18 protein-coding genes are annotated in these 24,376 nt (G+C 38.6%); 15 read left to right on the top strand and 3 right to left on the bottom strand.

The genetic code is table 11. From position 1 onward, the window contains the following. Nucleotides 1-241 precede the first annotated feature (241 nt). The 4 genes from RYP29_RS01820 (at nt 242) to RYP29_RS01805 (ending at nt 8,544) form a co-directional block, all read left to right on the top strand. Nucleotides 242-1,066 (top strand): MetQ/NlpA family ABC transporter substrate-binding protein, encoded by an 825-nt coding sequence (locus RYP29_RS01820; protein ID WP_287509402.1) that lies wholly within the window; start codon nt 242-244, stop codon nt 1,064-1,066. Between the two features lie 398 nt (nt 1,067-1,464). After that, nucleotides 1,465-2,502, top strand: a complete 1,038-nt coding sequence (locus tag RYP29_RS01815; RefSeq protein ID WP_311531925.1) for a nicotinate-nucleotide--dimethylbenzimidazole phosphoribosyltransferase — start codon at nt 1,465-1,467, stop codon at nt 2,500-2,502. A 9-nt stretch (nt 2,503-2,511) separates the two neighbouring features. Next, on the top strand, nt 2,512-3,825 hold the full coding sequence (locus RYP29_RS01810; RefSeq protein WP_311531923.1) for a DUF389 domain-containing protein: 1,314 nt from the start codon (nt 2,512-2,514) through the stop codon (nt 3,823-3,825). Between the two features lie 462 nt (nt 3,826-4,287). Beyond that, entirely contained in the window at nt 4,288-8,544 is a 4,257-nt protein-coding gene (locus tag RYP29_RS01805) for an acyl-CoA dehydratase activase-related protein (RefSeq protein ID WP_311531921.1), read from the top strand. A gap of 110 nt (nt 8,545-8,654) precedes the next feature. Here the strand turns inward: RYP29_RS01805 and RYP29_RS01800 are convergent, their stop codons facing one another. From RYP29_RS01800 to RYP29_RS01790, 3 genes are all read right to left on the bottom strand, one after another. Then, the gene (locus RYP29_RS01800) at nt 8,655-9,848 is read right to left on the bottom strand and encodes a multidrug effflux MFS transporter (protein WP_311531919.1); all 1,194 of its coding nucleotides are present in this window, start codon (nt 9,846-9,848) and stop codon (nt 8,655-8,657) included. A 211-nt stretch (nt 9,849-10,059) separates the two neighbouring features. Next, nucleotides 10,060-11,697, bottom strand: a complete 1,638-nt coding sequence (locus RYP29_RS01795) for an L-lactate permease (RefSeq protein WP_119982335.1) — start codon at nt 11,695-11,697, stop codon at nt 10,060-10,062. 296 nt (nt 11,698-11,993) lie between these two features. Continuing rightward, nucleotides 11,994-13,133, bottom strand: coding sequence for an Ldh family oxidoreductase (locus RYP29_RS01790; RefSeq protein ID WP_005384047.1), 1,140 nt, complete (start codon nt 13,131-13,133; stop codon nt 11,994-11,996). A 594-nt stretch (nt 13,134-13,727) separates the two neighbouring features. Between RYP29_RS01790 and RYP29_RS01785 the strand changes: the two genes are divergently transcribed. The 11 genes from RYP29_RS01785 to RYP29_RS01735 all read left to right on the top strand — a co-directional run. Beyond that, complete coding sequence (locus RYP29_RS01785; RefSeq protein ID WP_311531917.1) at nt 13,728-15,764, top strand: molybdopterin-dependent oxidoreductase; 2,037 nt, start codon at nt 13,728-13,730, stop codon at nt 15,762-15,764. 99 nt (nt 15,765-15,863) lie between these two features. Then, nucleotides 15,864-17,198, top strand: a complete 1,335-nt coding sequence (gene brnQ, locus RYP29_RS01780) for a branched-chain amino acid transport system II carrier protein (protein ID WP_311531916.1) — start codon at nt 15,864-15,866, stop codon at nt 17,196-17,198. Between the two features lie 190 nt (nt 17,199-17,388). After that, nucleotides 17,389-17,628 (top strand): DUF1653 domain-containing protein, encoded by a 240-nt coding sequence (locus RYP29_RS01775; RefSeq protein ID WP_227068434.1) that lies wholly within the window; start codon nt 17,389-17,391, stop codon nt 17,626-17,628. Between the two features lie 64 nt (nt 17,629-17,692). Next, nucleotides 17,693-18,469, top strand: a complete 777-nt coding sequence (locus RYP29_RS01770; RefSeq protein WP_311531914.1) for an HAD-IIB family hydrolase — start codon at nt 17,693-17,695, stop codon at nt 18,467-18,469. Between the two features lie 157 nt (nt 18,470-18,626). Continuing rightward, complete coding sequence (locus tag RYP29_RS01765; protein WP_311531912.1) at nt 18,627-19,265, top strand: peptidylprolyl isomerase; 639 nt, start codon at nt 18,627-18,629, stop codon at nt 19,263-19,265. Nucleotide 19,266: 1 nt separating this feature from the next. After that, nucleotides 19,267-19,563 (top strand): GIY-YIG nuclease family protein, encoded by a 297-nt coding sequence (locus RYP29_RS01760; protein ID WP_005375599.1) that lies wholly within the window; start codon nt 19,267-19,269, stop codon nt 19,561-19,563. 76 nt (nt 19,564-19,639) lie between these two features. Then, complete coding sequence (locus RYP29_RS01755) at nt 19,640-20,098, top strand: DUF1934 domain-containing protein (protein WP_311531911.1); 459 nt, start codon at nt 19,640-19,642, stop codon at nt 20,096-20,098. Next, nucleotides 20,064-21,797, top strand: a complete 1,734-nt coding sequence (gene argS / locus RYP29_RS01750; protein WP_311531909.1) for an arginine--tRNA ligase — start codon at nt 20,064-20,066, stop codon at nt 21,795-21,797. Before RYP29_RS01755 ends, argS begins: the two co-directional genes overlap by 35 nt. Nucleotides 21,798-21,812: 15 nt before the next feature. Further along, nucleotides 21,813-23,423, top strand: coding sequence for a CTP synthase (locus RYP29_RS01745; protein WP_311531907.1), 1,611 nt, complete (start codon nt 21,813-21,815; stop codon nt 23,421-23,423). A 9-nt stretch (nt 23,424-23,432) separates the two neighbouring features. Further along, nucleotides 23,433-23,648: a hypothetical protein gene (locus RYP29_RS01740; RefSeq protein WP_311531906.1), complete on the top strand. Its 216-nt coding sequence runs from the start codon at nt 23,433-23,435 to the stop codon at nt 23,646-23,648. Nucleotides 23,649-23,832: 184 nt separating this feature from the next. Further along, nucleotides 23,833-24,376 (top strand): redoxin domain-containing protein (locus RYP29_RS01735; protein ID WP_311531905.1); only part of this gene is annotated, 544 nt, incomplete at its 3' end.

Here is a 24,376-nt window from a genome sequence, read left to right as displayed (position 1 = left end):
TAATGGATAAATCAATTACAGTTAATGAAATATATAACTCATTAATAGCTATTATAACATTATAGAGTAAAATTATTTATAAATAAAAAGGTAATTCGATATATTTAGATATATAAATAAGTAATAGCTAACCATATTAATTAACTATTATTCTAGTAGGAATTAAAATGCTATACTGTGAACATATCATTCATAATTGATGCGTTATGATTATCGTATTTTACTATATAGGAGGTCCTGTATGAATAAATTATTTGCCTTTGCTGCAACGGCTGTATTAGGTGCAGCATTATTGATTAGTGGATGTGGGTCATCTACGAATAATGAAAGTTCCAGTGGTTCTAAGCCTGAAATTTTGAAGGTGGCTGCAAACCCTGTGCCTCATGCCGAAATATTAGAACAAGTTAAACCTATTTTGGCTAAAGAAGGTGTAGATTTACAAATTATTGAATTTACAGACTATATTCAACCGAACATGGCATTGTCTAGTCATGAAGTAGATGCAAACTTCTTTGCAAACGTACCTTACCAAAATAACTATAATAAAGATCATGGTACAAATTTCGTAAGCTTTGCACCTGTTCATATCGAACCGTTAGCTATTTATTCTCAAAAAATTAAAGACTTGAAAGATTTACCGAATGGTGCAAAGGTGGCTATTCCATCTGACCCAACAAATAGTGCACGTGCACTTCTCTTGTTGCAAAGCGCTGGTCTTGTGACTTTGAAAGACCCAACTGGTTTGACAAACACACCGTTTAACATAACTAGCAATCCTAAAAATATCCAAATTACAGAATTAGAAGCGGCTCAAATTCCTCGTTCTATTCAAGATTTGGATGCAGCAGTTATCAATGCGAACTATGCATTGCCAGCTGGTCTTAATCCTACAAAAGATGGCTTATTCGTAGAAAAAGCAGATTCTCCATATGCAAACCTTCTTTCTGTAAATCCTGGTGATGAAAATAAACCAGCTATTCAAAAATTAGCGAAAGCATTACAATCTCCAGAAATTAAGAAGTTCATTGAAGAACATTATAACGGTGCGATTATTCCAGCATTCTAATTGATTGATTAATTACCTACTCGTGCATGGTGTGTTGTAATATACCTTTTTAAGATATAACTCTAACTCTATATGTAAAGTGACTGTTATGAAATAGCCTCTTATTACTAAAAATAGCTATTAGTTGATTGTGTATCAAATCAACTAATAGCTATTTTTGTATATTTCTCAAGAAAAAGCCTTTATTTTATTAAACATCAATAGATTTGACATATTTTTTTCTGTATGAATGGGGAGATATCAGAGGGGATAACCTTTTTGGCAATAAATTTATTTCTATAGTGAAAGCTAATAAACCTCACATTACTAGATATGAGTTTTGTGTTATACTTTTATATAGAATAATATCGAATTAATAGAAGGTTAGTTGGCACATTAGTTGCGGACTAGAGATTAGAATGAAAGATAAGTCAGTATTACCAATCGAGGAACAATTAAATAGATTTCTTCAACCAAAATGCCTGATCCCAGGTGGTCTAGGCCTATGGGAAAAATATTTCCGTAAGATTTGTACGGCTTGGGGCGAGATCAATGGTGAAATCCGACCACAGCATATCATATTTTCTGCTGACAATGGCTGTAATATGGAAGGTTATGTAGGCTATAACTACGAGGTGACGCAGAAACAATCCCGTAATATGCTCTTAGGTCGTTCATCGGCAACACAGTTTTGTAACTTTAATAACATTCCCTATGAGGTTGTAGATGTAGGAATTGCTTCAGATGATGGTATCGGCGTGGATCGCAAGGTCGCAAAGGGAACAAAGAATATTTTAAACCACCCTGCTATGACTGAGGCTGAGTTTAACCGTGCCTTTCAAGCAGGATATGAACGAGTTGAATATTATGTCGAAAAAGGGATAAATCTATTTTCCTTTGGTGAGATGGGGCTCGGGAATACGACAACCTCTGCTTGTGTGTTATCTGCATTAACTGGTGCAGATCCAACTGAAACGGTCGGACCTGGTTCTTGGCCGAATAAACCAGATTTGATGAAGCGTAAAATTGATTTTGTCCGTGCTGTACTAGATAAACATAAGGCTCGTATCGTTTCTAACAGTGAAGCTGAACGAGTTCGTAAAATAGTAGCCCATGTAGGGGGCTTTGATATAGCTGCTATTCTTGGAGCTATGCTAGCTTGTGTTAAGTTTAAAAAGCCTTTTGTTATTGATGGTTTTATTACAGCTGTAGCAGCGGCTTGTGCAGTACACATGAATGATCGCGTTAAGGACTATGCATTACCATCTCATCATTCCCGCGAAAAAGGTACTGAGCTTGCTTTGTCTGAAGTAGGGATTACACAAGATATGGTACCTATCCAAGCACACATGTCAATGGGGGAAGGTACAGGGGCTATTTTGATGGTTCAAATGTTAAAAACCACACAGTATATGTTTGTAAACGTAGGGACCTTTGCAGATTTGATGAAATTATAAGGAGGACGAATGCAAATAAATAAATACTTTGATATACATTTTGAGCGAGCTGATGATGCAACTATCGCTAAAAGACTGATAGGTGGTGCTAAGATTAAGGGACCTGCTTTGGTTATCCTGATCCTTTCCATGTTTATTGCCTCTATTGGGTTGAATATGAATAGTACGGCAGTTGTTATTGGTGCTATGCTTATATCGCCGTTGATGGGACCTATTTTAGCAACTGGTTTTGGCTTCGCTACGCTTAATTTTACAGTTGTAAAAAGTGCTATTTTAAGATTGTCCTTACAGATTACGATTGCGGTTTTGGCATCTGCTTTATATTTTCATATTTCTCCCGTTCAGACGGCTACATCTGAACTATTAGCGCGTACAGAGCCGAATATTTTTGATGTATTCATTGCTATATTTGGTGGGTTAGCTGGGATTATTGGGCAAACGCGTAAGACTTTAGATAATGTTATACCAGGTGTTGCGATTGCAACTGCACTTATGCCACCACTGTGTACGGCAGGATATGGACTTGCTAATGGAAATTGGCACTATTTCTTTGGGGCTAGCTATTTATTCTTTATAAATGCATTCTTCATCTTCTTTGCATCTTTTATTGTTTTAAAGGGTGTATATAGTTTGCCATTCCATAAACAAGCAGAAGAGGTTAATCGTCGTAACCAGTTAATATTTCTCGTGATTGGTCTTATTATGGCTATACCAAGTATTTATGCAGGCTATGATATGACCATCAAGTATTCTGAGTCAAATCATATGGAGCAGTTTATTAAGAATGATATTAATCAAGAGGGACGTCGACAAGTGATTGATTATTCATTGGATCAAACGAATAAGCTAGTAAACATAGTAGTTATAGGAGCTCCTGTGACTTCAGAGGAGCGAGCCCAGTTGGATGATAAGTTACAGAAAGATGAGTACTTGCAACCTTATACATTACGATTTGTTAATAGCGTAGATGAGCAAAAATCTGCTGTGGATAAGACGAACTTGAATAAATCTTCAGAGAGTCTTGAAACATATAAAAACTTGAGTAATCTGTACCAGCCGACTTATCAATTAGTAAGTGAAACGATAAATACTATGAAAACGACAGAAGCTGAAGCAAAGGCGTTATTCCCGTTTGTAAGCAGAGTGGAAGGCATGCCTTTGATAGATAATTTAGAACAGCCTAAAGCGAATCGCTATATGGTGATTATCTATACCACGTCCACTGTATCTGATGCAGATTTGGAACGAATAAAAGCTTGGTTAGAGGCTAAATTATCAGCACCTGTAACTATTTCTGTGGAGCAAACAACGTCAACTTTATAATTGAATCTTTTGATTTTGATTAGATTGTTTATTATATAGAGTGATATTTATAACGGTACTAAGTTTGATTGTACCTATTAGGTATATTACCTAGTAGTACGGGGAACCATCTTAGTACCGTTTTTATGTACTTGGCATAGCTAAATGTAATTACTCTTATCTTGCTATAGATTAAGGTTATTTTACGCACATTTTTTTTCATTCTAAAGTGGTATAATAAAAGATAAACGACATACAGGTTTTTAGTAAATTTCTATATATTTTATTAGGAATAGTCATGTTCCATATACCACATTGGAATATGGCAAAACCTAGAATTAATCTCTGTTTGTTGTATAATATATTTAATATTTAATTTTTTAGATGTGTAGTTAAAAGCTTTATTATTTAACTTTTACTTAAATGTATGAAGAAAAATGGTGCGAGCGTACTAATTCTTCATTTTTTTCAAGAGAGGTATATATGCAAAAATCCTTACGTATGGGGATCGATGTTGGCTCTACAACGGTCAAGGTCGTTTTGTTGGACGAACAAGATAATTATTTGTATAAAAAATATATCCGACATTACGCCAATATTTTGGATACTGTTCATACATTGCTACAAGAGGCTCAAGTGGGCTATGAAGATGCAAAAGTACATGTAGCAATTACAGGTTCTGGCGGTATGGCGATGGCTGATAAGGTGCGTATACCTTTTGTACAAGAAGTAATTGCCGAAACAAAGGCGATAAAAGCGTTGTACCCACAAACTGATGTTATTATCGAACTTGGTGGTGAAGATGCTAAGGTTACGTATCTAGGTCGTACTGCAGAACATCGCATGAATGGTTCTTGTGCCGGTGGTACAGGTGCTTTCATAGATCAAATGGCAACATTATTGCAAACTGATGCATCCGGCCTTAATCAATTGGCGATGAATGCGGATACTATTTACCCAATTGCCGCTCGTTGTGGTGTATTTGCGAAAACAGACGTACAAGCATTGCTAAATCAAGGCGCGTCTCATGAAAATATTGCAAAGTCCGTATTTCAAGCCATCGTTAACCAAACGATTGCAGGCCTTGCATGTGGTCATAAAATTGAAGGAAATGTAGCCTTCCTCGGTGGTCCATTGACATTCTTATCCGAATTACGTCAATGCTTCTGCGACACCTTAGAACTCGATGAAGCACATCGTATCATCCCTGAAAATGGTGAGTTGTTTATTGCCCTAGGCGCAGCTCTCATGAATGATGAATGTCGTGATATTACAGTAGGTGAATTGACGAAGGAAATCGGTGCGCTTATTGGTGTACCAATGGAAGCAACCGATCGTGTGGATCCGCTATTTAGAAATGAAGCGGAATTAGAAGAATTCCGTGCACGTCATGCTAAGGCGGTAACACCGAAGGGTGATATTAACGATGCTGAAGGTCCGTGTTACCTCGGTATCGATGCGGGTTCTACGACGTTGAAAGTCGTCTTGATCAATAGCAAGAATGAAATCATCTTCTCTCACTATGGCCCAAATCATGGTAAACCATTAGAAAAATCCCAAGAACTAATAGAGAAAATCTATAGCTTATTGCCAAAAGGGGCTTACATCGCTCATTCTGGTGTAACTGGATATGGCGAAGCCTTCTTGAAACGCGCTCTTGGTATCGATATTGGGGAAGTAGAAACAATTGCCCATTATCGGGCTGCTCAATTCTTCTGCCCTGATGTATCCTTCATCTTGGATATTGGCGGTCAAGATATGAAATGTACAAAGGTACGCGATGGATACATTGAAGACATCGTATTGAATGAAGCCTGCTCCTCTGGTTGTGGTTCCTTTATTGATACCTTTGCTACATCCTTGCGTTTGCCGATTGAGCAATTTGCCAAGGAAGGTTTATTGGCACCTATGCCAATCGACTTGGGGTCTCGTTGTACCGTATTTATGAATTCCAAGGTAAAACAGGCGCAAAAAGAAGGGGCTACTGTACCGGATATCGCCGCTGGCCTTGCATATTCTGTTATCAAGAATGCATTGTATAAGGTGCTTAAGGTAAAAGATCCTAAGGAATTAGGTGACCACATCGTCGTACAAGGTGGTACATTCTATAATGAAGCGGTGCTTCGTGCCTTTGAAAAATTAATGGGCGTCGAAGTAATTCGCCCTGATGTATCCGGCTTGATGGGTGCTTATGGTATGGCATTGCTCGCTTCTGAAGCGGCAGAAGAGTTACAAAATCAACATAGCACATTGCTTGATAGTGACGGTTTGAAATCCTTGCAAGTGTCTACATCCATGCGTAATTGCGGATTGTGCTCTAATAATTGTATGCTTACCATCAATGCATTCTCTGATGGCCGTACCTATGTAACGGGTAATCGTTGCGACCGAGGTGCCGGTGATATGATTCAAGAGAAACATAAGCCTGTTCCCAATATGGTAGACGTAAAATTACGCCGTTATTTTGATTACTTCCTCAAGAAAAATATTCCTGAGTTTGAAGGTAAATTGCGTATTGGTATTCCTCGCGTCCTCAATATGTACGAAGATTTTCCGTTTTGGTTTACATTCTTCAATCAATTAGGCTGCGAAGTGGTATTGTCAGATTATACGACGAAGGATCAATATAATAAAGCCATTGATACGATTCCTTCCGATACAGCATGTTATCCTGCTAAGGCCGTTCATGGTCATATTCGTGATCTTGCCCAAGCCCAAGTTGATTTAATCTGGTACCCATGTATTCAACATGGTCCAAAGGAATTTAGCCACGACAATAATTACCATTGCCCTATGGTTATTTCTTACCCAGAATTGATTCGAAACAATATGCAAGATGTGATGGGAAAAACGCCATTTTATGCGCCATTCTTGCCACTAGCAGATAAGAAATCATTGGTGCCTGCTTTGGTGAAAGCCTTAAAAGATTTGCCATTCTCTAAATCTGAAATTTCTAATGCCGTTGAGACTGCTTGGGCCGAACAAGAAAAATGTAAGGCTGACTATCGCGAGATGACAAAGAAAACTGTATCTCGTCTCGTAGCAGAACAAGTGCCTACCATCGTATTGGCTGGTCGTCCATATCACTTAGACTCCGGTATTAATCATGGTATCCCAGAGCTCATTACCTCTCTTGGTATGGCGGTTCTTACCGAAGATGGTGTAGCACCATTAGGTAAGGATATTAAACATCTTCGCGTTGTAGACCAATGGTCATACCATAGTCGTCTATATCATGCAGCAGAATTTGTAAGTCGTACGGAAGGCTTCCAAATTGTTGAGTTGAACTCTTTCGGTTGTGGTCTTGATTCCATTGTGGCAGACCAAGTAAAGGATATCTTATCTGCAAAGCATAAGATTCATACATTGCTTAAAATTGATGAAGGTACAAACTTAGGCGCTGTCACTATTCGCTTACGCTCCTTGCAATCCGTAATGGAACGGAGTATGCGTAAACATCATAATCCAGAAGCTCCTATAGAGACCGTTATTGATGATACACCAGCATATGATTATGAACGCGTTGTCTTTACCGAAGAAATGCGTAAAACCTATAAGATTTTGGTGCCTCAAATGTCACCTCTTCATTTCCAACTATTGGAGCCAGTGCTTAAGTCTGAAGGTTATGACTTTGATATGTTGCCTGCTCCAACTCGTGAAGATGTAGAGATAGGTCTAAAATATATCAATAATGATGCATGTTATCCTGCTATCATCGTTGTAGGCCAATTGATGAGCGCCTTATTGTCTGGTAAATACGATGTTAATAAAACAGCTGTTATTATCTCTCAAACCGGTGGCGGTTGTCGTGCTACCAACTATATTGGTTATTTGCGTAAAGCCCTCATCGATGCAGGTATGAAACAAGTTCCAATTTTGTCACTTAATGCGAGTGATATGGAACGTCAACCAGGCTTTAAATTGACTAAATCCTTCTTACATCGCATGATTCAAGCCGTAGTATACGGCGATGCGTTGATGCAATGTGTATTGGCTACGCGTCCTTATGAAATTAATCCAGGATCTGCAGATGCATTGTGCGATTATTGGGTTAAAAAATTACGGGAACGTATTACAAAAGCTAATATATTCCAATATAGTAAATATATTAAGAACATCATTGAAGACTTTGACAATTTACCAGTTGATAAATCTAAGCCGAAACCTCGTGTTGGCGTGGTAGGTGAAATCTACGTTAAATTCCATCCAAGTGCGAACAACCATATTAATGAACTTATAGAGAAGGAAGGTGGCGAGGTTGTAACCTCTGGTCTACTAGACTTTTTCTTATACTGTGCTATGGATAGTACATATCGTGCTAAACACTTAGATGGTACATGGCTTTCCGGATTCTTTGGATCCTTGGCTCGCGAAGCGTTAGAATTATACCGCTTGCCATATGCAAAAGCTGTTGCAGCATCCAAGCATTTTGATCCGTTGCAACGGATGACGAAGGTTGCAAAAGAAGCGGCTCATTATATTGACCTTGGTAATCAATGCGGTGAAGGTTGGTTCCTTACAGGTGATATGATTGATCTTATCGAAAAAGGTGCGAAACAAGTAGTTTGCTTGCAACCATTTGGCTGCTTACCTAACCACGTTAGTGGTAAAGGCATGGTAAAAACATTATCCGAAGCATATCCTGATGTGCGCATTGCAGCCATCGACTATGACCCAGGTTCAAGTGCGGTAAACCAAGCAAATCGATTGAAATTGCTGTTAGCAACAATGTTTGAATGATAATGTAATAGTCAATTATATAATTACTGAATATAAAAAAAGCGTCCCTAGTGATATATCCCCTCTTTACTGGACAACCAGTAAAGAGGAGATATATGAGGGACGCTTTTTTATGAAATTGATGAATCTTCTTTAATCATTGTATAGAAGCATACTAATGCTAATACAGCACATACAACCATAACAATCCCCATAGGGATACCAGTATGACTTCCACCAATACCAACTAATGGCGATACGAACCCGGCTGAAAACATGCCTGCAAATCCTAAAATAGCAGAGGCGCTACCTGCTTGGTGTCCATATTTCGCCATTGCCATAGAGAACCCTGTTGATCCAAATACAGATACGGTACAAACTGTAAAGAACAGAATGACACTGGTTATAATAAAGGACCAATTAAAATACATTGCACAAAGGAATAGGATAGAACCAATCGTTAATTGCAATAGACTAGTATGTAAAATGGTTTTTATTTTTACCACATTACTTACTTTGGCACTGATTACGCTAGCGAGGATAATACCGCAACTATTAATCCCGAACATATAACTAAACTCTTGGGCAGATAAATTGAATATATTTTGATATACAAAGGATGAACCCGAAATATAGGCAAAGAAACCACCAAAGGCGAATAGCTGAACTAGAGTCTGGCCTAAGAAAGAATTATCTTTTAGTAGAGCACCGTAGTTTTTAAATGCTGTTGCTATACCACCGGAAATACGCTTTTCTGATGGTAGGCTTTCAGTAAAAATGAAAGAGCCCATAAGTAACACTGAAGAGAAAACGGCGAGGACAATAAAAATAAAGCGCCATGTAGAAAATAATAAAAGCTGACCACCTATAAGCGGTGCAATAACAGGAGCTAATCCGTTGACGAGCATGAGTAGAGACATGAGTCGCATTAATTCCTTACCAGATGCAAAATCTCGGGAGATGGCCTTAGCAATAACAACTCCGATAGAACCTGTTAAACCTTGTAAAAATCGTGCAACCAGTAAAATCTCAATATTGGGCGCAATAGCACAGAGTATACTAGCGATTACACAGAGGATATTGCCAATGATGAGTGGTTTTTTTCGCCCAAATGAGTCACTAAGAGGACCGCCAATTAATTGACCAATAGCGATACCAAAAGTCATAATGCCAATTGTCATCTGAATGAGAGATGCATTTGTATTAAGTTCATGAGGCATGATTGGTAATGCTGGCAAATATAAATCAGTACCAAGTGGTGTGATAGCCGTAAGAAGCCCTAGAAATACGACAATGAATATAGATATTTTCTTTGTAGACTCCATAAAATCTCCTATATTAAAAAAGGGAAAAATAAAAGTCTGCGAATCGCACTTCGCAGACTGCATTTAATTTTATCTATTTAATAAGGGTATTGTAACATGATTAATAAGAAAAAGCTATAGGTTTATAAATGAGTAACAAGGGTATTGCTTATTAGTATTTGAAATAAAAAGAACAGCTCACGAATGAGCTGTTCTTTTATATTACCAAATCTTAGAAGAAGATGTGGTGAATTTCATGGATGAAATGTTGACCGAAGAAGGAGATACAACCATGCATGATGATGAAGATGATGAAGTATTTGAACGCGCTGTTCATGATAACACTTGCTTCGATTTCATGTTCTAAGTTGTGAGCTTCTTCCGCATTGATTTCTTTGTGGTTTTCTAAGTATGCTTTCAAAGCAGGACCTACGGCACCAATAGAAATCGCAATGGATTGTGGCGACAACATTTTGCCGATACCAGCTGCACCGGAGTTAACAGCTGCTAACCAGAAGCCAAGATCTTCATAACCAACAGGGTTTAAGCCTTGAGCTGCTGCGATTTGAAGTGGTCCAAACAATACGTTGGAGTTTGTACCGGAACCTGTTAAGAACGCACCCAATGCACCTACGATAGGAGCGAATAGAGGGTACAAAGTACCTGTACCAGCAACCATTGCTTTCGCAATATCTGCAGTCATACCAGAGTATGTCATCAATTTAGCTGTCATAACAACTGTGATGATTGTAAGGTATGTGAATTTTAAGTTTTTAACTGTGCTACCCAATGTACCAAAGATTTCACCAGCTTTTGCTTTTTGGATGAAACCACCAACGATACCAGCGATGAAAATCATGATACCAGGAGTTGCAATCCATACGAATGTGTAAGGTTTTGCACCAGGACCTTGGTAAATAGGTACAGATGTTTTAATGGATGCAAGAGGACCATTAATTGCAGGGAATAATTTAGAAGTTAATAACAATAATACGAAGATTAAGATGAATGGCATTGCAGCCACAAGGCCTTCGCCACCAGAAACTTTAGGAACTTCGCCAGTTTGTTTAACTGCGTATTGAGGATCATTAGGAGGCATAATTTTTGCACAAGCGATGATCACTGCCATGATTACGATGGATGCAGAAATTACGGATAATTCAGGACCCATTACGGCATTGATTATAGTTTCAGGAATAGCTAATGCTAAACCGGAAAGTAATGTTACAAGGAATACGCCTTTTAACGCTTTGATACCGCCACCGATAATCATAACTACGAAGAAAGGAGCGATAAGGTTAAGCAAGAATAATTGTACGGAAATGAATGTACCTAAATGGCTTGGATCAAGGCTTGTTAAGGAAGCCAATGTAGTTGTTGGGATACCAATGGAGCCGAATGTTGTTGGTACGGAGTTTGCAACGAGACATGCGATGATAGATTTTAGTGGGTCAAAACCTACGGCAACCATCATAGCAGCTGGAATTGCAACGGCAGTACCAAAGCCAGCCATACCTTCCATGAAAGCACCGAAGCCCCATGCAAGTAATAATGCAAGTACACGAGTATCAGATGTTACAGAGGAAAGCATGGTTTTAATAGTTTCCATAGCTTTCGTATGTACTACCAAGTTGTAAACGAAGATAGCTGCTGTAATAACTAATAAGATTGGCCAAATTGCCAATGCGGCACCTTCAAGGGCACCAGTGACCATAATAAATGGGTCGGATTGGAATGCTGTAATAGCGATGATGAAAGAACCGATTGCAGCAACACTTGTTGCTTGCCATGCAGGTAATTTCAAGATGGATAACGCTACGATCAACCAAATGATTGGAGATAGCGCTAATAGAACGGTGAGAGCACTCATTTCTAAAATCATCCTTTCAAGAAAAATAAAAATATATGCTTAACAGGACGATGTAGCAATAATCAATTTAATTGATGAGTAATTCGCTATTGGATTAAGTTGTAAAAGTTCAGTAATAATAAAAGATTACAATAAAATAACAGATATACTTATCAGAAAAAGTGATATATCTCTTAAAATTTTTTAACCTCATAGCTTATGAGGTTAAAAAAATATAAGAGAGGGGACATAAACAGTGTTTATGTCCCCCTCTGTACTAACTACATGTCCGTGTTAGGGCCAACACTAATTAGATATTAGTAGTTACCTTTGAACATTGTAGCAGGAGCTTCTGGTACATAATCGCCGAAGTAGGATTTGAAGTCTAAACCTAATTCATTGCAAAGATCTTGAACTTCAAGCATTGTACCGTTAAGTACAGGAATGCCTTCAGCTTTAACTTTAGCAACAGATTCATGTTCTTTTTCGCCATGAGTATAGATGCGGTCTTGACCTTGAGCTTTAGGAGCTTCACGTAATTCTTGTAAGAATTGAGAGAAGTGTTTTTTGATTTCAGCTGGGTCACCGAAGAATTCAGGGTTGATAGCCATGAAGCCGTGGCAGATATTGGATTTGCCGCCAACCATACATTTATTGGAAGTACCACCTTGGGAAAGGATGGAGGAGAACAATTCAGCAATCATGCCGTTACCATAACCTTTGTGGCCGCCAAGAACTTCTGTAGCACCACCTAAAGGAAGGATACCGCCGCCTTCATGACGGGAAATGTTGCCCAATACTTCAGCTGCGTCAGTGGAAGGAACGCCGTCTTTGTTAACAGCCCAGCCATCTGGAGTAGCTTTGCCCATTTTGTTGTACATTTCAAGTTTACCACGAGTTACTACTGTAGTGGAGCAATCGAAGAAGAAGTCAACAGGATCAGCTGGTACAGTCCAAGCGATAGGGTTGGAACCAAGCATAGCTTTACGAGCATATACAGGAACCATGATTGCTTCGGAGTTTGTACAAGAGAAACCGATTAAGCCTTGGTCGGATGCCATTTTAGCATAGTAACCAGCGATACCATAGTGGTTGGAGTTACGTACGGATACGATACCAACACCGGATTTTTTAGCTTTTTCGATAGCCATTTCCATAGCTTTGTGGCCCAATAATTGGCCCATGCCGTCATGACCGTCGATAACTGCGGAGATTGGAGTTTCTTTTACGATTTCAGGTTTTGCATCGATTTTAATCAAGCCGTTGGAGATACCTTTGTGGTAACGTACCATACGTTGCATACCATGGCTTTGAATACCGAATAAGTCGGAAGTCAAAAGTACGTCTTGAATGATGTCAGCTTCTTTTTCGGAAAAACCGAATTTTTGGAAAGCGTCCATGCAAAGTTTGTGAAGTGTTTCATAAGGGAAAAGTACAGTGTTTTTAGCTTCTGCCATTGTTAAAACCTCTTTTCAGAAAATATGACCTGATATAGTTGACTCCACTCCGTTATATCAATGAATGTGATATGATGTCCGGTGAGTTCTATATCCTCTCAAATGACAATGTCAGTATAGCACACAAAGTTGAGTTATTGAATAGTTTTACATAACTTAATGCATTACATAATTTGCATAACTTACGTGAAATTTATCACACAGGTTAACAAAAATCACTGAAATAATCGATAATACCTTGAAATTATAAATTATGACTTTTAGTAATAGATACATTCCTGAACGTAAAAAATGGTACTTTTATGCGTTGCTTATCTGTTTGTATTGTAGGGGAGAAACTATAAATAAATACTGAAAAGTATCGATATTTATTGTGTATCTACATGGTACACATTAATAAAAGTTATAACGACACACACTTATTTTGATAAGTGATTTTGCTATATGCATTGATATACAATGTATTCATTGATACGAAGTTTGAAAAATATCGATATTCGTTAATTTTATTACAGATATAGTGGTGTATGTATGATACTATAATTATACATATAAAATTACTGATATAAATATGATGATAAGCGAGGTGCTTATATGAAAGAATATAAGAGCGTATGTCCTTATGATTGCCCAGATGCTTGTGGGCTTATACTTACAGTTGATGACAATAAAGTAATAAAAGTCCGTGGTAATAGAGAGCACGCTTTCACACGAGGTACATTATGCCCTAAGATGGCTCATTATGAGCGTGTTATTCATTCGCCTAAACGTTTGACGACACCATTACGACGAATTGGTAAAAAAGGTATTGGTCCAGATCAATTTACACCTATTTCGTGGGACGAGGCCTTAGACAGAATTGTAGAAAACTTCAAACATACTATTAATACCTATGGTAGTGAAAGTATTCTTCGCTATTCCTATGCGGGGACCATGGGGGCTGTAAATAGTCCTGCAGCGGATTATTTCTTCCGTTGTATTGGCGCTACTAGTCAAGACAGAGGGATTTGTTCTCCTGCGAAACAAGCAGCATTTAAGTCTGTTTATGGAGACACAGTAGCTATCAAACCACAAGAAGCACAACATAGTGATTTGATTATATTATGGAGCCTTAATGCGACGGCTACAGATGTACATATATTACACGATGTGAATGTAGCAAAACGTAACGGCGCTTTTGTATGGATTATAGATACCCATAAAACATATACTTATGATCAAGGCACACATCATGTGTATGTAAAACCCGGTTCTGATGGTGCATTAGCACTTGGTATGATGCATATCATACATCGGGATGGTCTTGAGGATACTACATTTATTCAAGCATATGTGCAAGGTTATGATGAGCTAGTACGAGATGTATTGCCTAAATTTACTCCAGAATATGTTTCCTCTATATGTGGTGTACCGGTTGAAATCATAGAAGAACTAGCTCATGCCTATGCAAAAGCCAAGGCCCCATTTATCCGTCTTGGTAGTGGTGTATCCCGCTATGGTAATGGAGCAATGAGTTGCCGGTGTATCAATGCCCTCCCGGCTGTGGTAGGTGCATGGCAACATTTAGGTGGTGGCTTATTATCTAGTTCTAGTAGTAGCCAATATTTTAATAAATCATTTATGCAACAACCTAATACACCAACGCCGTCTAAACGGATGATGCCGATGATATTATTAGGGGATTTGTTGACAAATCCTAAAGCGCTTCTAGAGCATGGATTAGAGGATACTAGTGGTGGGGTGACCGTTCACAGTCTATATATCTTTTCATCAAATCCAGCTATAACGGCACCAAATCAAAATCTCGTTAGACAAGGTCTTATGAGAGATGATTTATTTACCGTTGTGCATGAACGCTTCTTTACAGATACATGTGCATATGCAGATATTATCTTACCAGCCACGAGCTCTGCTGAATCCGATGATATTTTTAACTCTTACGGACACTATACAATTGCGGCTAGTTACCAAGCTATTCCTCCGGTTGGTGAATCGAAATCTAATTGGCAAGTTATTTCGGAACTTGCTCAGCGTATGGGCTTAGATGATCCTTTCTTTGCCATGACAGAACGAGAACTAATTGAGCATATGGTTCGCAATTCGTCTAAACTTTCACAAGACGAACAAGATGCCATTTTACGTGGCGACTTGGTTGAAGTAGCATTGCCAGACAATTATAAGATGGATTTTAAAACGCCGTCAGGCAAAATCGAAATCTTAAATCCTCGAGAATCCATTCCGTTGATTACCTATACAGAACCTTATGGTGATGATGAACCATTCTGGTTGATTATCGGTAATGATATACGTATATTAGATTCTAGTTTTTGTGAATTAGAATTTGATGATTCTGAATTGATGAAGCTACGAATGCATCCAGATGATGCTGCATTATATAACATTAATAATAGTGATGCTGTGGAGATTTATAATAATCGAGGGGCTGTTCGTATTAAAGTATATCTAGATAATACGGTACAACGAGGTACACTTGTGACCCTTGGTGTATGGTGGCAATCTCAGTCCAGTGACGCTAAGGTAGGAATCAATGCTGTAACTGCATCTAGACCGACTGATGAAGCATGGGGGAGTACATTCTACGACGTGCAAGTTAATATTCGTAAGGTATAATGAAAGTTCGATATAATTCGATTTTGTTGTTGAACCAGATTACCATATCATATATAATGTTATCTAATATGATAGTGTAGTACGAAGGGAGATAACCTTATGGATGGAAAAGAAAATCTATCACTGCGCGCCTATTTAGCCATAGGCATGATGTTATTCGCTCTATTCTTTGGTGCGGGAAATCTTATTTTCCCGGCCGCATTAGGTCAACACGCAGGGTCTAATGTAGGATGGGCATTAGCTGGTTTCGTATTAACTGGCGTAGGATTACCGTTACTTGGCGTTATGGCCATGGGCTATTCCGGATGTAAAGACGTTGAGGAACTAGCAGGTCGTGTACATCCTATATATGGTCTTATTTATACAGTGGCCTTATATTTAAGTATTGGTCCTATGTTTGCGACACCAAGAACGGGTACCGTTGCTTATGAAATTGCAATCAAGCCATTTTTGCAGGGCATGACTTTGGATATGCAGCCGTTATTCCTCGCCATATTCTTTGGAATATCCTTGTGGCTATCGATTAGTCCTCAAAAGCTTGTTAATCGTATTGGCAATGTTTTGACACCTGCATTATTACTTGTAATTTTGCTATTGATTATCAAATCTTTTGTTACACCGATTGGGGCATATGCGGTGCCTCAACCAGCTTACGCGACTAATGGTACAGCCGTATTGCAAGGCTTCCTCGATGGCTATAATACAATGGATGCATTGGCTTCTGTGGTGTTTGCTATTCTCGTCATCGATTTTGTACGTCTTACAGGTGCCACATCTCGCGATGTTATTACGAAAACTGTGATGGAGGTTGGTGCTATTGCGGTAGCATTACTCGGCATTGTGTATATATTCATTGCGAACATCGGCGCTACAAGCGTAGAGCGATTTGGCTTGTTTGATACAGGTGCACCGGTGTTAACAGCTAGTGCGGACTTCCTCTTTGGGGGAACTGGTCAAATTATTTTGGCTATCATCGTTCTATTAGCTTGCTTGAGTACAAGTATTGGTCTTATTACTTCTTGTAGTACATATTTCCACAAACTATATAGCAAAGTTAGCTATAAAATGTATGTTGTCATATTCTCTGTGGCTGCATTTGCACTTGGGCTGTTCGGATTGAAAACAATCATTAGTGCAGCTATTCCAGTGTTGATGTTATTGTACCCGTTGACGATTGTTATTATCTTGTTAGCCTTAAGTGATACTATTTTTGGCGGTCGTCGTTGCGTATATGGTTGGACTATTGGATTGACCATGATTTCTGCCTTAATGAGCGGTCTTGAAACTGCTGGTTGGGCACCTGATGCCATCGAAGGTTTGTTTACCCAATATATTCCGTTCCAAGGTATTGGTATGGGCTGGGTAAGTTTTGCAATCCTTGGCTTTATCATAGGTCTTATTCATAAGGGCTTGGTTTCAGATACAACTAAATAAATGTAGAATGTTACTCGCATTCTCCTTTTATACTCTATTGGCTCAGTCCTTCTTAGAAGGATTACAGTAAAAGAAAAAGGGGGGATGCGAGTGTTTTGTTTATAGTGATAAACATCTTTTTTCAAATAGTATTTCCTAGTATAATGTTTAATAAGAAATGAAAGATCGTTTTTAGTAAGCAGAGGTAGTTATGAACGAAATCGTAAAAGGTGGTTTGTATCGTCATTTTAAAGGCATGTATTATTACGTATTAGATGTGGCTACACATTCTGAAACGGGTGAAAAATTGGTGGTATATCAGAAACTGTATGATGAACGCGATTTATATGTACGCCCCTTGGACATGTTTTGTAGCGATGTAGATCGAGACAAATATCCTGATGTGAAACAGCAAAAACGCTTTCAATTAATGAGTGGACGAGATGAATAGTGTTTATAGGGTAGAGTTAATAGTTTGTATATGAACTCGTATATAGCGATAGATAGGAGGGCTTGTGGAACAAAAATTTTTCTTTTTTGATATCGATAACACATTGGCTGTATGGCCGGAAGGAAAAATTCCAGATAGTGCTCAGTATTGTATAGATGAATTGCAACGGCGTGGCCATTTAGTATCGATTGCAACAGGTAGGATACAAGTCGATGCTATGCGTTTTGCCGAGCAAGCTAGAATTACGAATGTAGTTGCTGATGGAGGTCATAGTATAACCATTGATGGGAAATTGGTATCTATGATTGGCATGAATCGAGATATGTGTATTCAATATTTAGAATATCTTGAGTCAAAGCATATCCCATGGGCTGTAACAGACCGTAATAAATTGGGGCGCATTACACCGTATAAAGAAATATTAGAATGGCACCCTGATTGGGACGTGTTTAAAACTGTAGTGGATCCAGAGTTCGACTTTCACAGTGTAGAAGATTTCTATAAAATCTATGTATTTTTCAAAGATGGCGAAGAAGAGGAAAAAGATATCGAGCATATGACGCATAAACTTATTCGCTATGGTGATGGGTGCGTTTTATATGAACCTATGGAAAAAGCATTGGGTATTCGCGATATGATCGGACATTTCCATATGAAGCCAAATCAAGTTGTCGTGTTTGGTGATGGCTATAATGATTTGTCTATGTTTAGACCGGAGTGGTTAAACATTGCCATGGGAAATGCTCGTCCGGAGCTTAAATTAGAGGCCGATTATGTTACAACTGACTGTGATAAGGATGGTATTTACAATGCATGTAAGCATTTCGGATGGATTGATTAATCGTTGGTATAAGACCATTTAGATTATAAATTTTTATAGAATTTTAAAGAAATTCATAGTGAAAACATGATATACTAATAAAGAGCCGCTCATGGGTTGAGCGGTTTTTCTATGTATATATAATTTGGGGAAATTCTATATTTTGTGAGGGATTATCATGAATGTTAAAAGAATATTAGGTTGTGCTCTATTGGGGGGCATGATGGTAGTAACCGCAGCGTGTGGCAACAATAGTGCAGATAAAACGATTACACCTGTTGCACAAGCTGAAACGGTTAATAAGATGCCTAATTTTACAAATGCTCCAATTACAGATGAATATGCTGTTTTTGATACAAATTATGGACAAATTAAAATTCGTTTGTATGGCTCTAAAGCGCCTATTACCGTTAAAAACTTTGACTACCTTGTAAAAAAAGGCTTTTATAATGGCGTTACGTTCCATCGTGTTATCGATGGATTTATGATTCAAGGTGGCGACCCAACAGGCACAGGTGCAGGTGGCCCTGGTTATGAGATTCCAGATGAATTTTCTAATGACCTTCATTTTAATAAAATGGGGATTCTTGCCATGGCAAATCGTGGGCCGAATACAGGTGGTTCGCAGTTCTTTATTACCTTGGGACCTACGCCGCATCTCGATAATAAACACACCATTTTTGGTATAGTTGTACAAGGTATGGATGTGGTCGAAAAAATTGGTAAGGTGAAAACAGATAAAAATGATAAGCCTGTTGATCCGGTGATTATTAATTCGATTACCATTGAACCAATTAAGGATGACGCTAGTAAATAAGATGGATCAGGAACAATTTTTTACGTATATTGTGCGATGTGCTGATGAAAGCTTGTATTGTGGTTGGACAACGGATATAAAAAAACGCTTAGATGCTCATAATGGTGTGATAAAAGGCGGGGCTAAGTATACGAAGTGTCGTAGACCAGTGTATTTGGTTTATCATGAAAGCTTTCAAAGTAAACAAGAAGCACAGTCGCGAGAATATGCTATTAAACATCTCAATAGGGCGCAAAAATTACAGCTCATAGCGTCGTGTGAGGATAGAGAAAAAGAACGTATAAATCTATTGAAATAGAGTGTACAAAACATTCAAAACGACCCTTGTTTGTGCTATAATATATTGATATGTTATGACCATGGAGGAGAAAAACATGAAGCGGGTTCTAGTATCCGTAAAAAGTGTACAACGAGACATAGATGGGCAGGATACCGTGGTGGAATTAATTTCTCCAGGTACTTCACATGAAAAGAATGGAGTCCAATATATTCGCTATGAAGAATCGAGCGTAACAGGTCTTGAAGGGGTTAAGACGACCATCAAGATTTACGAAGATTCCATTGTTCTTTTGCGTACTGGTGCGGTGAATATGCGACATCAATACATTCGCGGTGAGGAACGAGAGTCCACATATGAAACGCCATTAGGCGATCTTCACATGGCTGTAAAAACACATGAATTAACAGTAGACTTTCACAATGGAACGGGTCGTGTTCATCTCGGATATGATATTTCCATAGAAGGTGAATGGCAATTTTATAATCAGTTAGATATAGACGTGCGGGAGGATACAGAGCATGGACATGAAGGAAATCCTGAAATCGGGGATTGAACAGGCATTACAAGAAACGATTAATAGTGGTGGCTTACCAGCTGGGGAATATCCAGAAATCGTTCTCGAAGTGCCACCTCAAAAGGAGTTCGGCGATTTTTCTACGAACATTGCTATGCAATCCGCTCGTGTGGCTCGTCAAAACCCTCGTGCTATTGCAGAGACATTAATTAGTCATATGGATTTTGACTGGCTTGAACGTGCTGAAGTAGCTGGTGCAGGTTTTATCAACTTCTTCTTAAAATCCGATATGGTGTATGATACCTTGAAAGCTATCTTGAATGCTGGTGATCAATACGGTGTGCAACCATTGCGCGCGCGCGATACGATTCAAGTAGAATATGTAAGTGCGAACCCAACAGGTCCATTGCACGTAGGTCATGGTCGTGGCGCTGCTTATGGTAGTGCTCTTGTAAACTTGTTGCGTGCTGCAGGGTACAATGTACAATCTGAGTACTACATCAATGATGCGGGTAATCAAATTGATAATATGGCGATTTCCATTGAGTACCGTTTCCAAGAATTGCAAGGCGCTACATTGGTATTCCCGCCTAAGCGCAACGAAGATGGTTCCATGCCAGAATTCGATGTTCCAGAAGGGGCTCTCGTGTTCCCTGAAAATGGTTACCGTGGACCAGATATTATTGAAACTGCGAAAGCGATTGCAGAACGCGAAGGCTTTGATACATTAAATGCTATGAACGAAGCAGATCGTATTGCTTTATTCAAAGAAGAAGGCTTAAAAGAAAAATTAGCTCGCTTAGAGGAAACATTAAGCAATTTCCGTGTTACTTTTGATAATTGGTTCTCTGAACGTACTGTTCATGAAACTGATGAAATTCATCACTCCGTAGAGGCTTTAAAAGCTCTTGGCAAGGTGTATGAAAAGAATGGCGCTTTGTGGTTGAAATCCACTGATTATGGCGATGATAAAGACCGCGTAGTCATCCGTGACAATGGTGTGCCTACGTATTTGGCAGCAGATATTGCATACCACCGCAATAAATATGATCGTGGCTTTAAAGAAATGATCGACATTTGGGGCGCTGACCATCATGGTTATGTGTGTCGTGTAAAAGCGGCTATGGCAGCCTTTGGTTATGACCCAGATAAATTGACTGTATTGTTGTTACAAATGGTAGCATTGTTCCGCGATGGACAACTCGTTAAATTATCTAAACGTAGCGGCGATAGCGTTACATTAGATGAATTGATTGAAGAGGTTGGCGTAGATGCATCTCGTTACTTCTTCTTGATGCGTTCTCTAGATAGTCAACTTGATTTCGATATTAACTTGGCAAAATCTCGTAGCAATGATAATCCTGTGTATTATATCCAATATGCTCATGCCCGTATTCATAGTATTTATAACCAAGTGCGTGAAGCAGGCATTGCATTTGGTGATTATAGTGAAACTGATTTCACAACGCTTACAAGTGAAATGGAATTAGAATTAATTAAGAAATTAGCTGAATATCCAGAAGAGGTTGTTCAATCTGCCGAACATCGTGCACCTCATCGTATTGCTCGTTACTTATACGATTTGGCAAGTATGTTCCACTCCTTCTATCGTCAAGGTCGTATCATTGGCGTAGATCCAGCGTTGCAACAAGCTCGTCTTGGATTAATCACAGCGATTGCCCTTGTACTTCGTCAAGGCTTAGGTATTTTAGGTATTTCCGCTCCGGAAAAAATGTAGTAGGTGGGAGGCATCATGGCAACTAAGTATATTTTCGTAACAGGCGGCGTAGTTTCTTCCTTGGGAAAAGGGATTACGGCTGCATCTTTGGGCCGATTATTGAAAAACCGTGGTTTTAATGTAACTATTCAAAAATTTGACCCATATATCAATATCGATCCTGGTACAATGAGTCCTTACCAACATGGCGAAGTATTTGTAACCGATGATGGTGCTGAAACAGACTTGGACTTGGGTCACTATGAACGCTTTATCGATATTAATCTTAGCAAGCGTTCCAATATTACTGCTGGTAAAGTATATTGGTCCGTTATCAATAAAGAACGTAAGGGTGACTATTTAGGTAGCACTGTACAAGTTATTCCTCACGTTACAAATGAAATTAAACAAAATGTATACCGCGTAGGTAAAGAAGATAATGCTGATGTAGTTATCACTGAAATCGGTGGTACTGTCGGCGATATTGAAAGCTTGCCATTTATGGAAGCAATTCGCCAAGTCAAAAAAGATGTAGGTCGTAACGATGTATTGTATATTCACGTTACATTAGTACCATATATCAACGCAGCAGGTGAATTAAAAACAAAACCTACCCAACATAGCGTAAAAGAATTGCGCGGTATTGGTATTCAACCAGATATTTTGGTGTGCCGCAGTGAAAAACATATTTCCGACGAAATGAAGGAAAAATTGGCATTGTTCTGCGATGTAGAACCAGCGGCCGTAATTGAAAACCAAACGTGTGATTCCATCTATGAAGTACCATTGATGATGCAAGATCAAGGCCTTGATGATATTGTTATTAAGAAATTGGGCCTTGAAGAACGTCCTTGTGATATGACTGCATGGAAAGAAATGGTTCATAAAATTTTGAATCCTAGCAAGGATATTACAGTAGCTATCGTAGGTAAATATGTAGCTTTGCACGATGCGTATCTTTCTGTAGCAGAAGCATTGAGCCATGCTGGTATCGAGACTGATACTAAGGTGAACATTCGTTGGATTGATTCCGAAGAACTTGATGATATTTCTGTAGATCCTAAAGAAGTATTTGAGGGCATTGATGGTATCGTTGTTCCTGGTGGCTTTGGTTCCCGTGGCGTAGAAGGAAAAATCCGTACTATCAATTATGCTCGTGAAAACAAAGTTCCATTCCTCGGTTTATGCCTTGGCATGCAATCTGCTGTAATGGAATTTGCTCGTAATGTATGTGGCATGGAAGGTGCTACATCTAGCGAATTTGATGAAGATGCAAAATACAAAGTTATCGATTTGATGAGTGATCAAGTCGATGTAGATAAAAAAGGTGGCACAATGCGCCTTGGCATCTATCCATGTAAATTAGAAGCGGGTACAAAAGCGCGTGAAGTATATGGCGAAGACCTTGTATACGAACGTCATCGTCATCGTTATGAATTCAATAATGAATACCGTCAACAATTGAATGATGCAGGCCTTGTTATTTCTGGTACATCTCCAGATGGTCGTCTTGTTGAAAGTATCGAAGTTAAGGACCATCCATTCTTCGTAGGTACACAAGCGCATCCAGAATTAAAATCTCGTCCGAATAATGCACATCCATTATTCCGTGGATTTGTAGATGCGATTTTGGAACTTAAAAAATAGAGAATAGAAATGGGATCTATTTTATCTATTATAGGTTTATTTATATTAGCTGCACTCAAACTAGAGCAGTTTGTATATGGTAAATCGGGGAAACAACAATCTACAACTGGCCATATGGCGCGGCGTGGTATTGCTAATTTAGCAGGATTAATCGCGTTTGATTATTCTACTGTGAGTAGTAAGTCCGTTGTAGTACGTAAAAAGAAGGAAGATACTCAGAAATGAGTATCTTCCTTCTTTTTTTGCTGTATCGAAAAAACTTGCAAAAATATATCGATATATTTAAAAATAACACTTGATATTTTAAATGATTAGTGTTATTATATAGACAAAGATAGATATAGATTTGATGTAGGTACATCAATAGAACATATAGTAATCGTTATTTAGAAATATAAAGGAGGACACAATGTCTATTATTGGTAAGAAACTCCCTGAATTTACACTTGATGCTTTCAAGAAACCTGAATTGGTAAAGGTAAGCACTGCAGACGTTTTAGGTAAATGGTCTGTATTCGTATTCTATCCAGCAGATTTTACATTTGTATGCCCTACTGAATTAGAAGACGTACAAGAATCTTATGCAGAGTTAAAAGAATTGGGTTGCGAAGTTTACTCCGTATCCACTGATTCTGAATATGTTCATAAAGCATGGTCTGATGCTTCTCCAAGTATTAATAAAATCGAATACTACATGTTGGCTGATAAGAAACACGAATTAGCTGATTTCTTCGATGTATTCGATCCTGAATCTGCTATGGCATACCGCGGTACATTCGTAGTTGACCCAGAAGGCATTATCCGCACAGCGGAAATTCACGATATGGGTATTGGTCGTTCTGCAGAAGAACTTGTTCGTAAAGTACAAGCTGCTCAATTTGTAGCTAAACATGGCGATCAAGTGTGCCCTGCACGTTGGAAACCAGGTAAAGATACATTAACACCAGGTCTTG

Origin of the sequence: uncultured Veillonella sp. (assembly GCF_963534045.1) — a bacterium.
Taxonomy (GTDB): domain Bacteria; phylum Bacillota; class Negativicutes; order Veillonellales; family Veillonellaceae; genus Veillonella.
The sequence above is the reverse complement of the archived record's forward strand: the minus strand, read 5'-3'. Positions and strand labels throughout refer to the sequence as shown.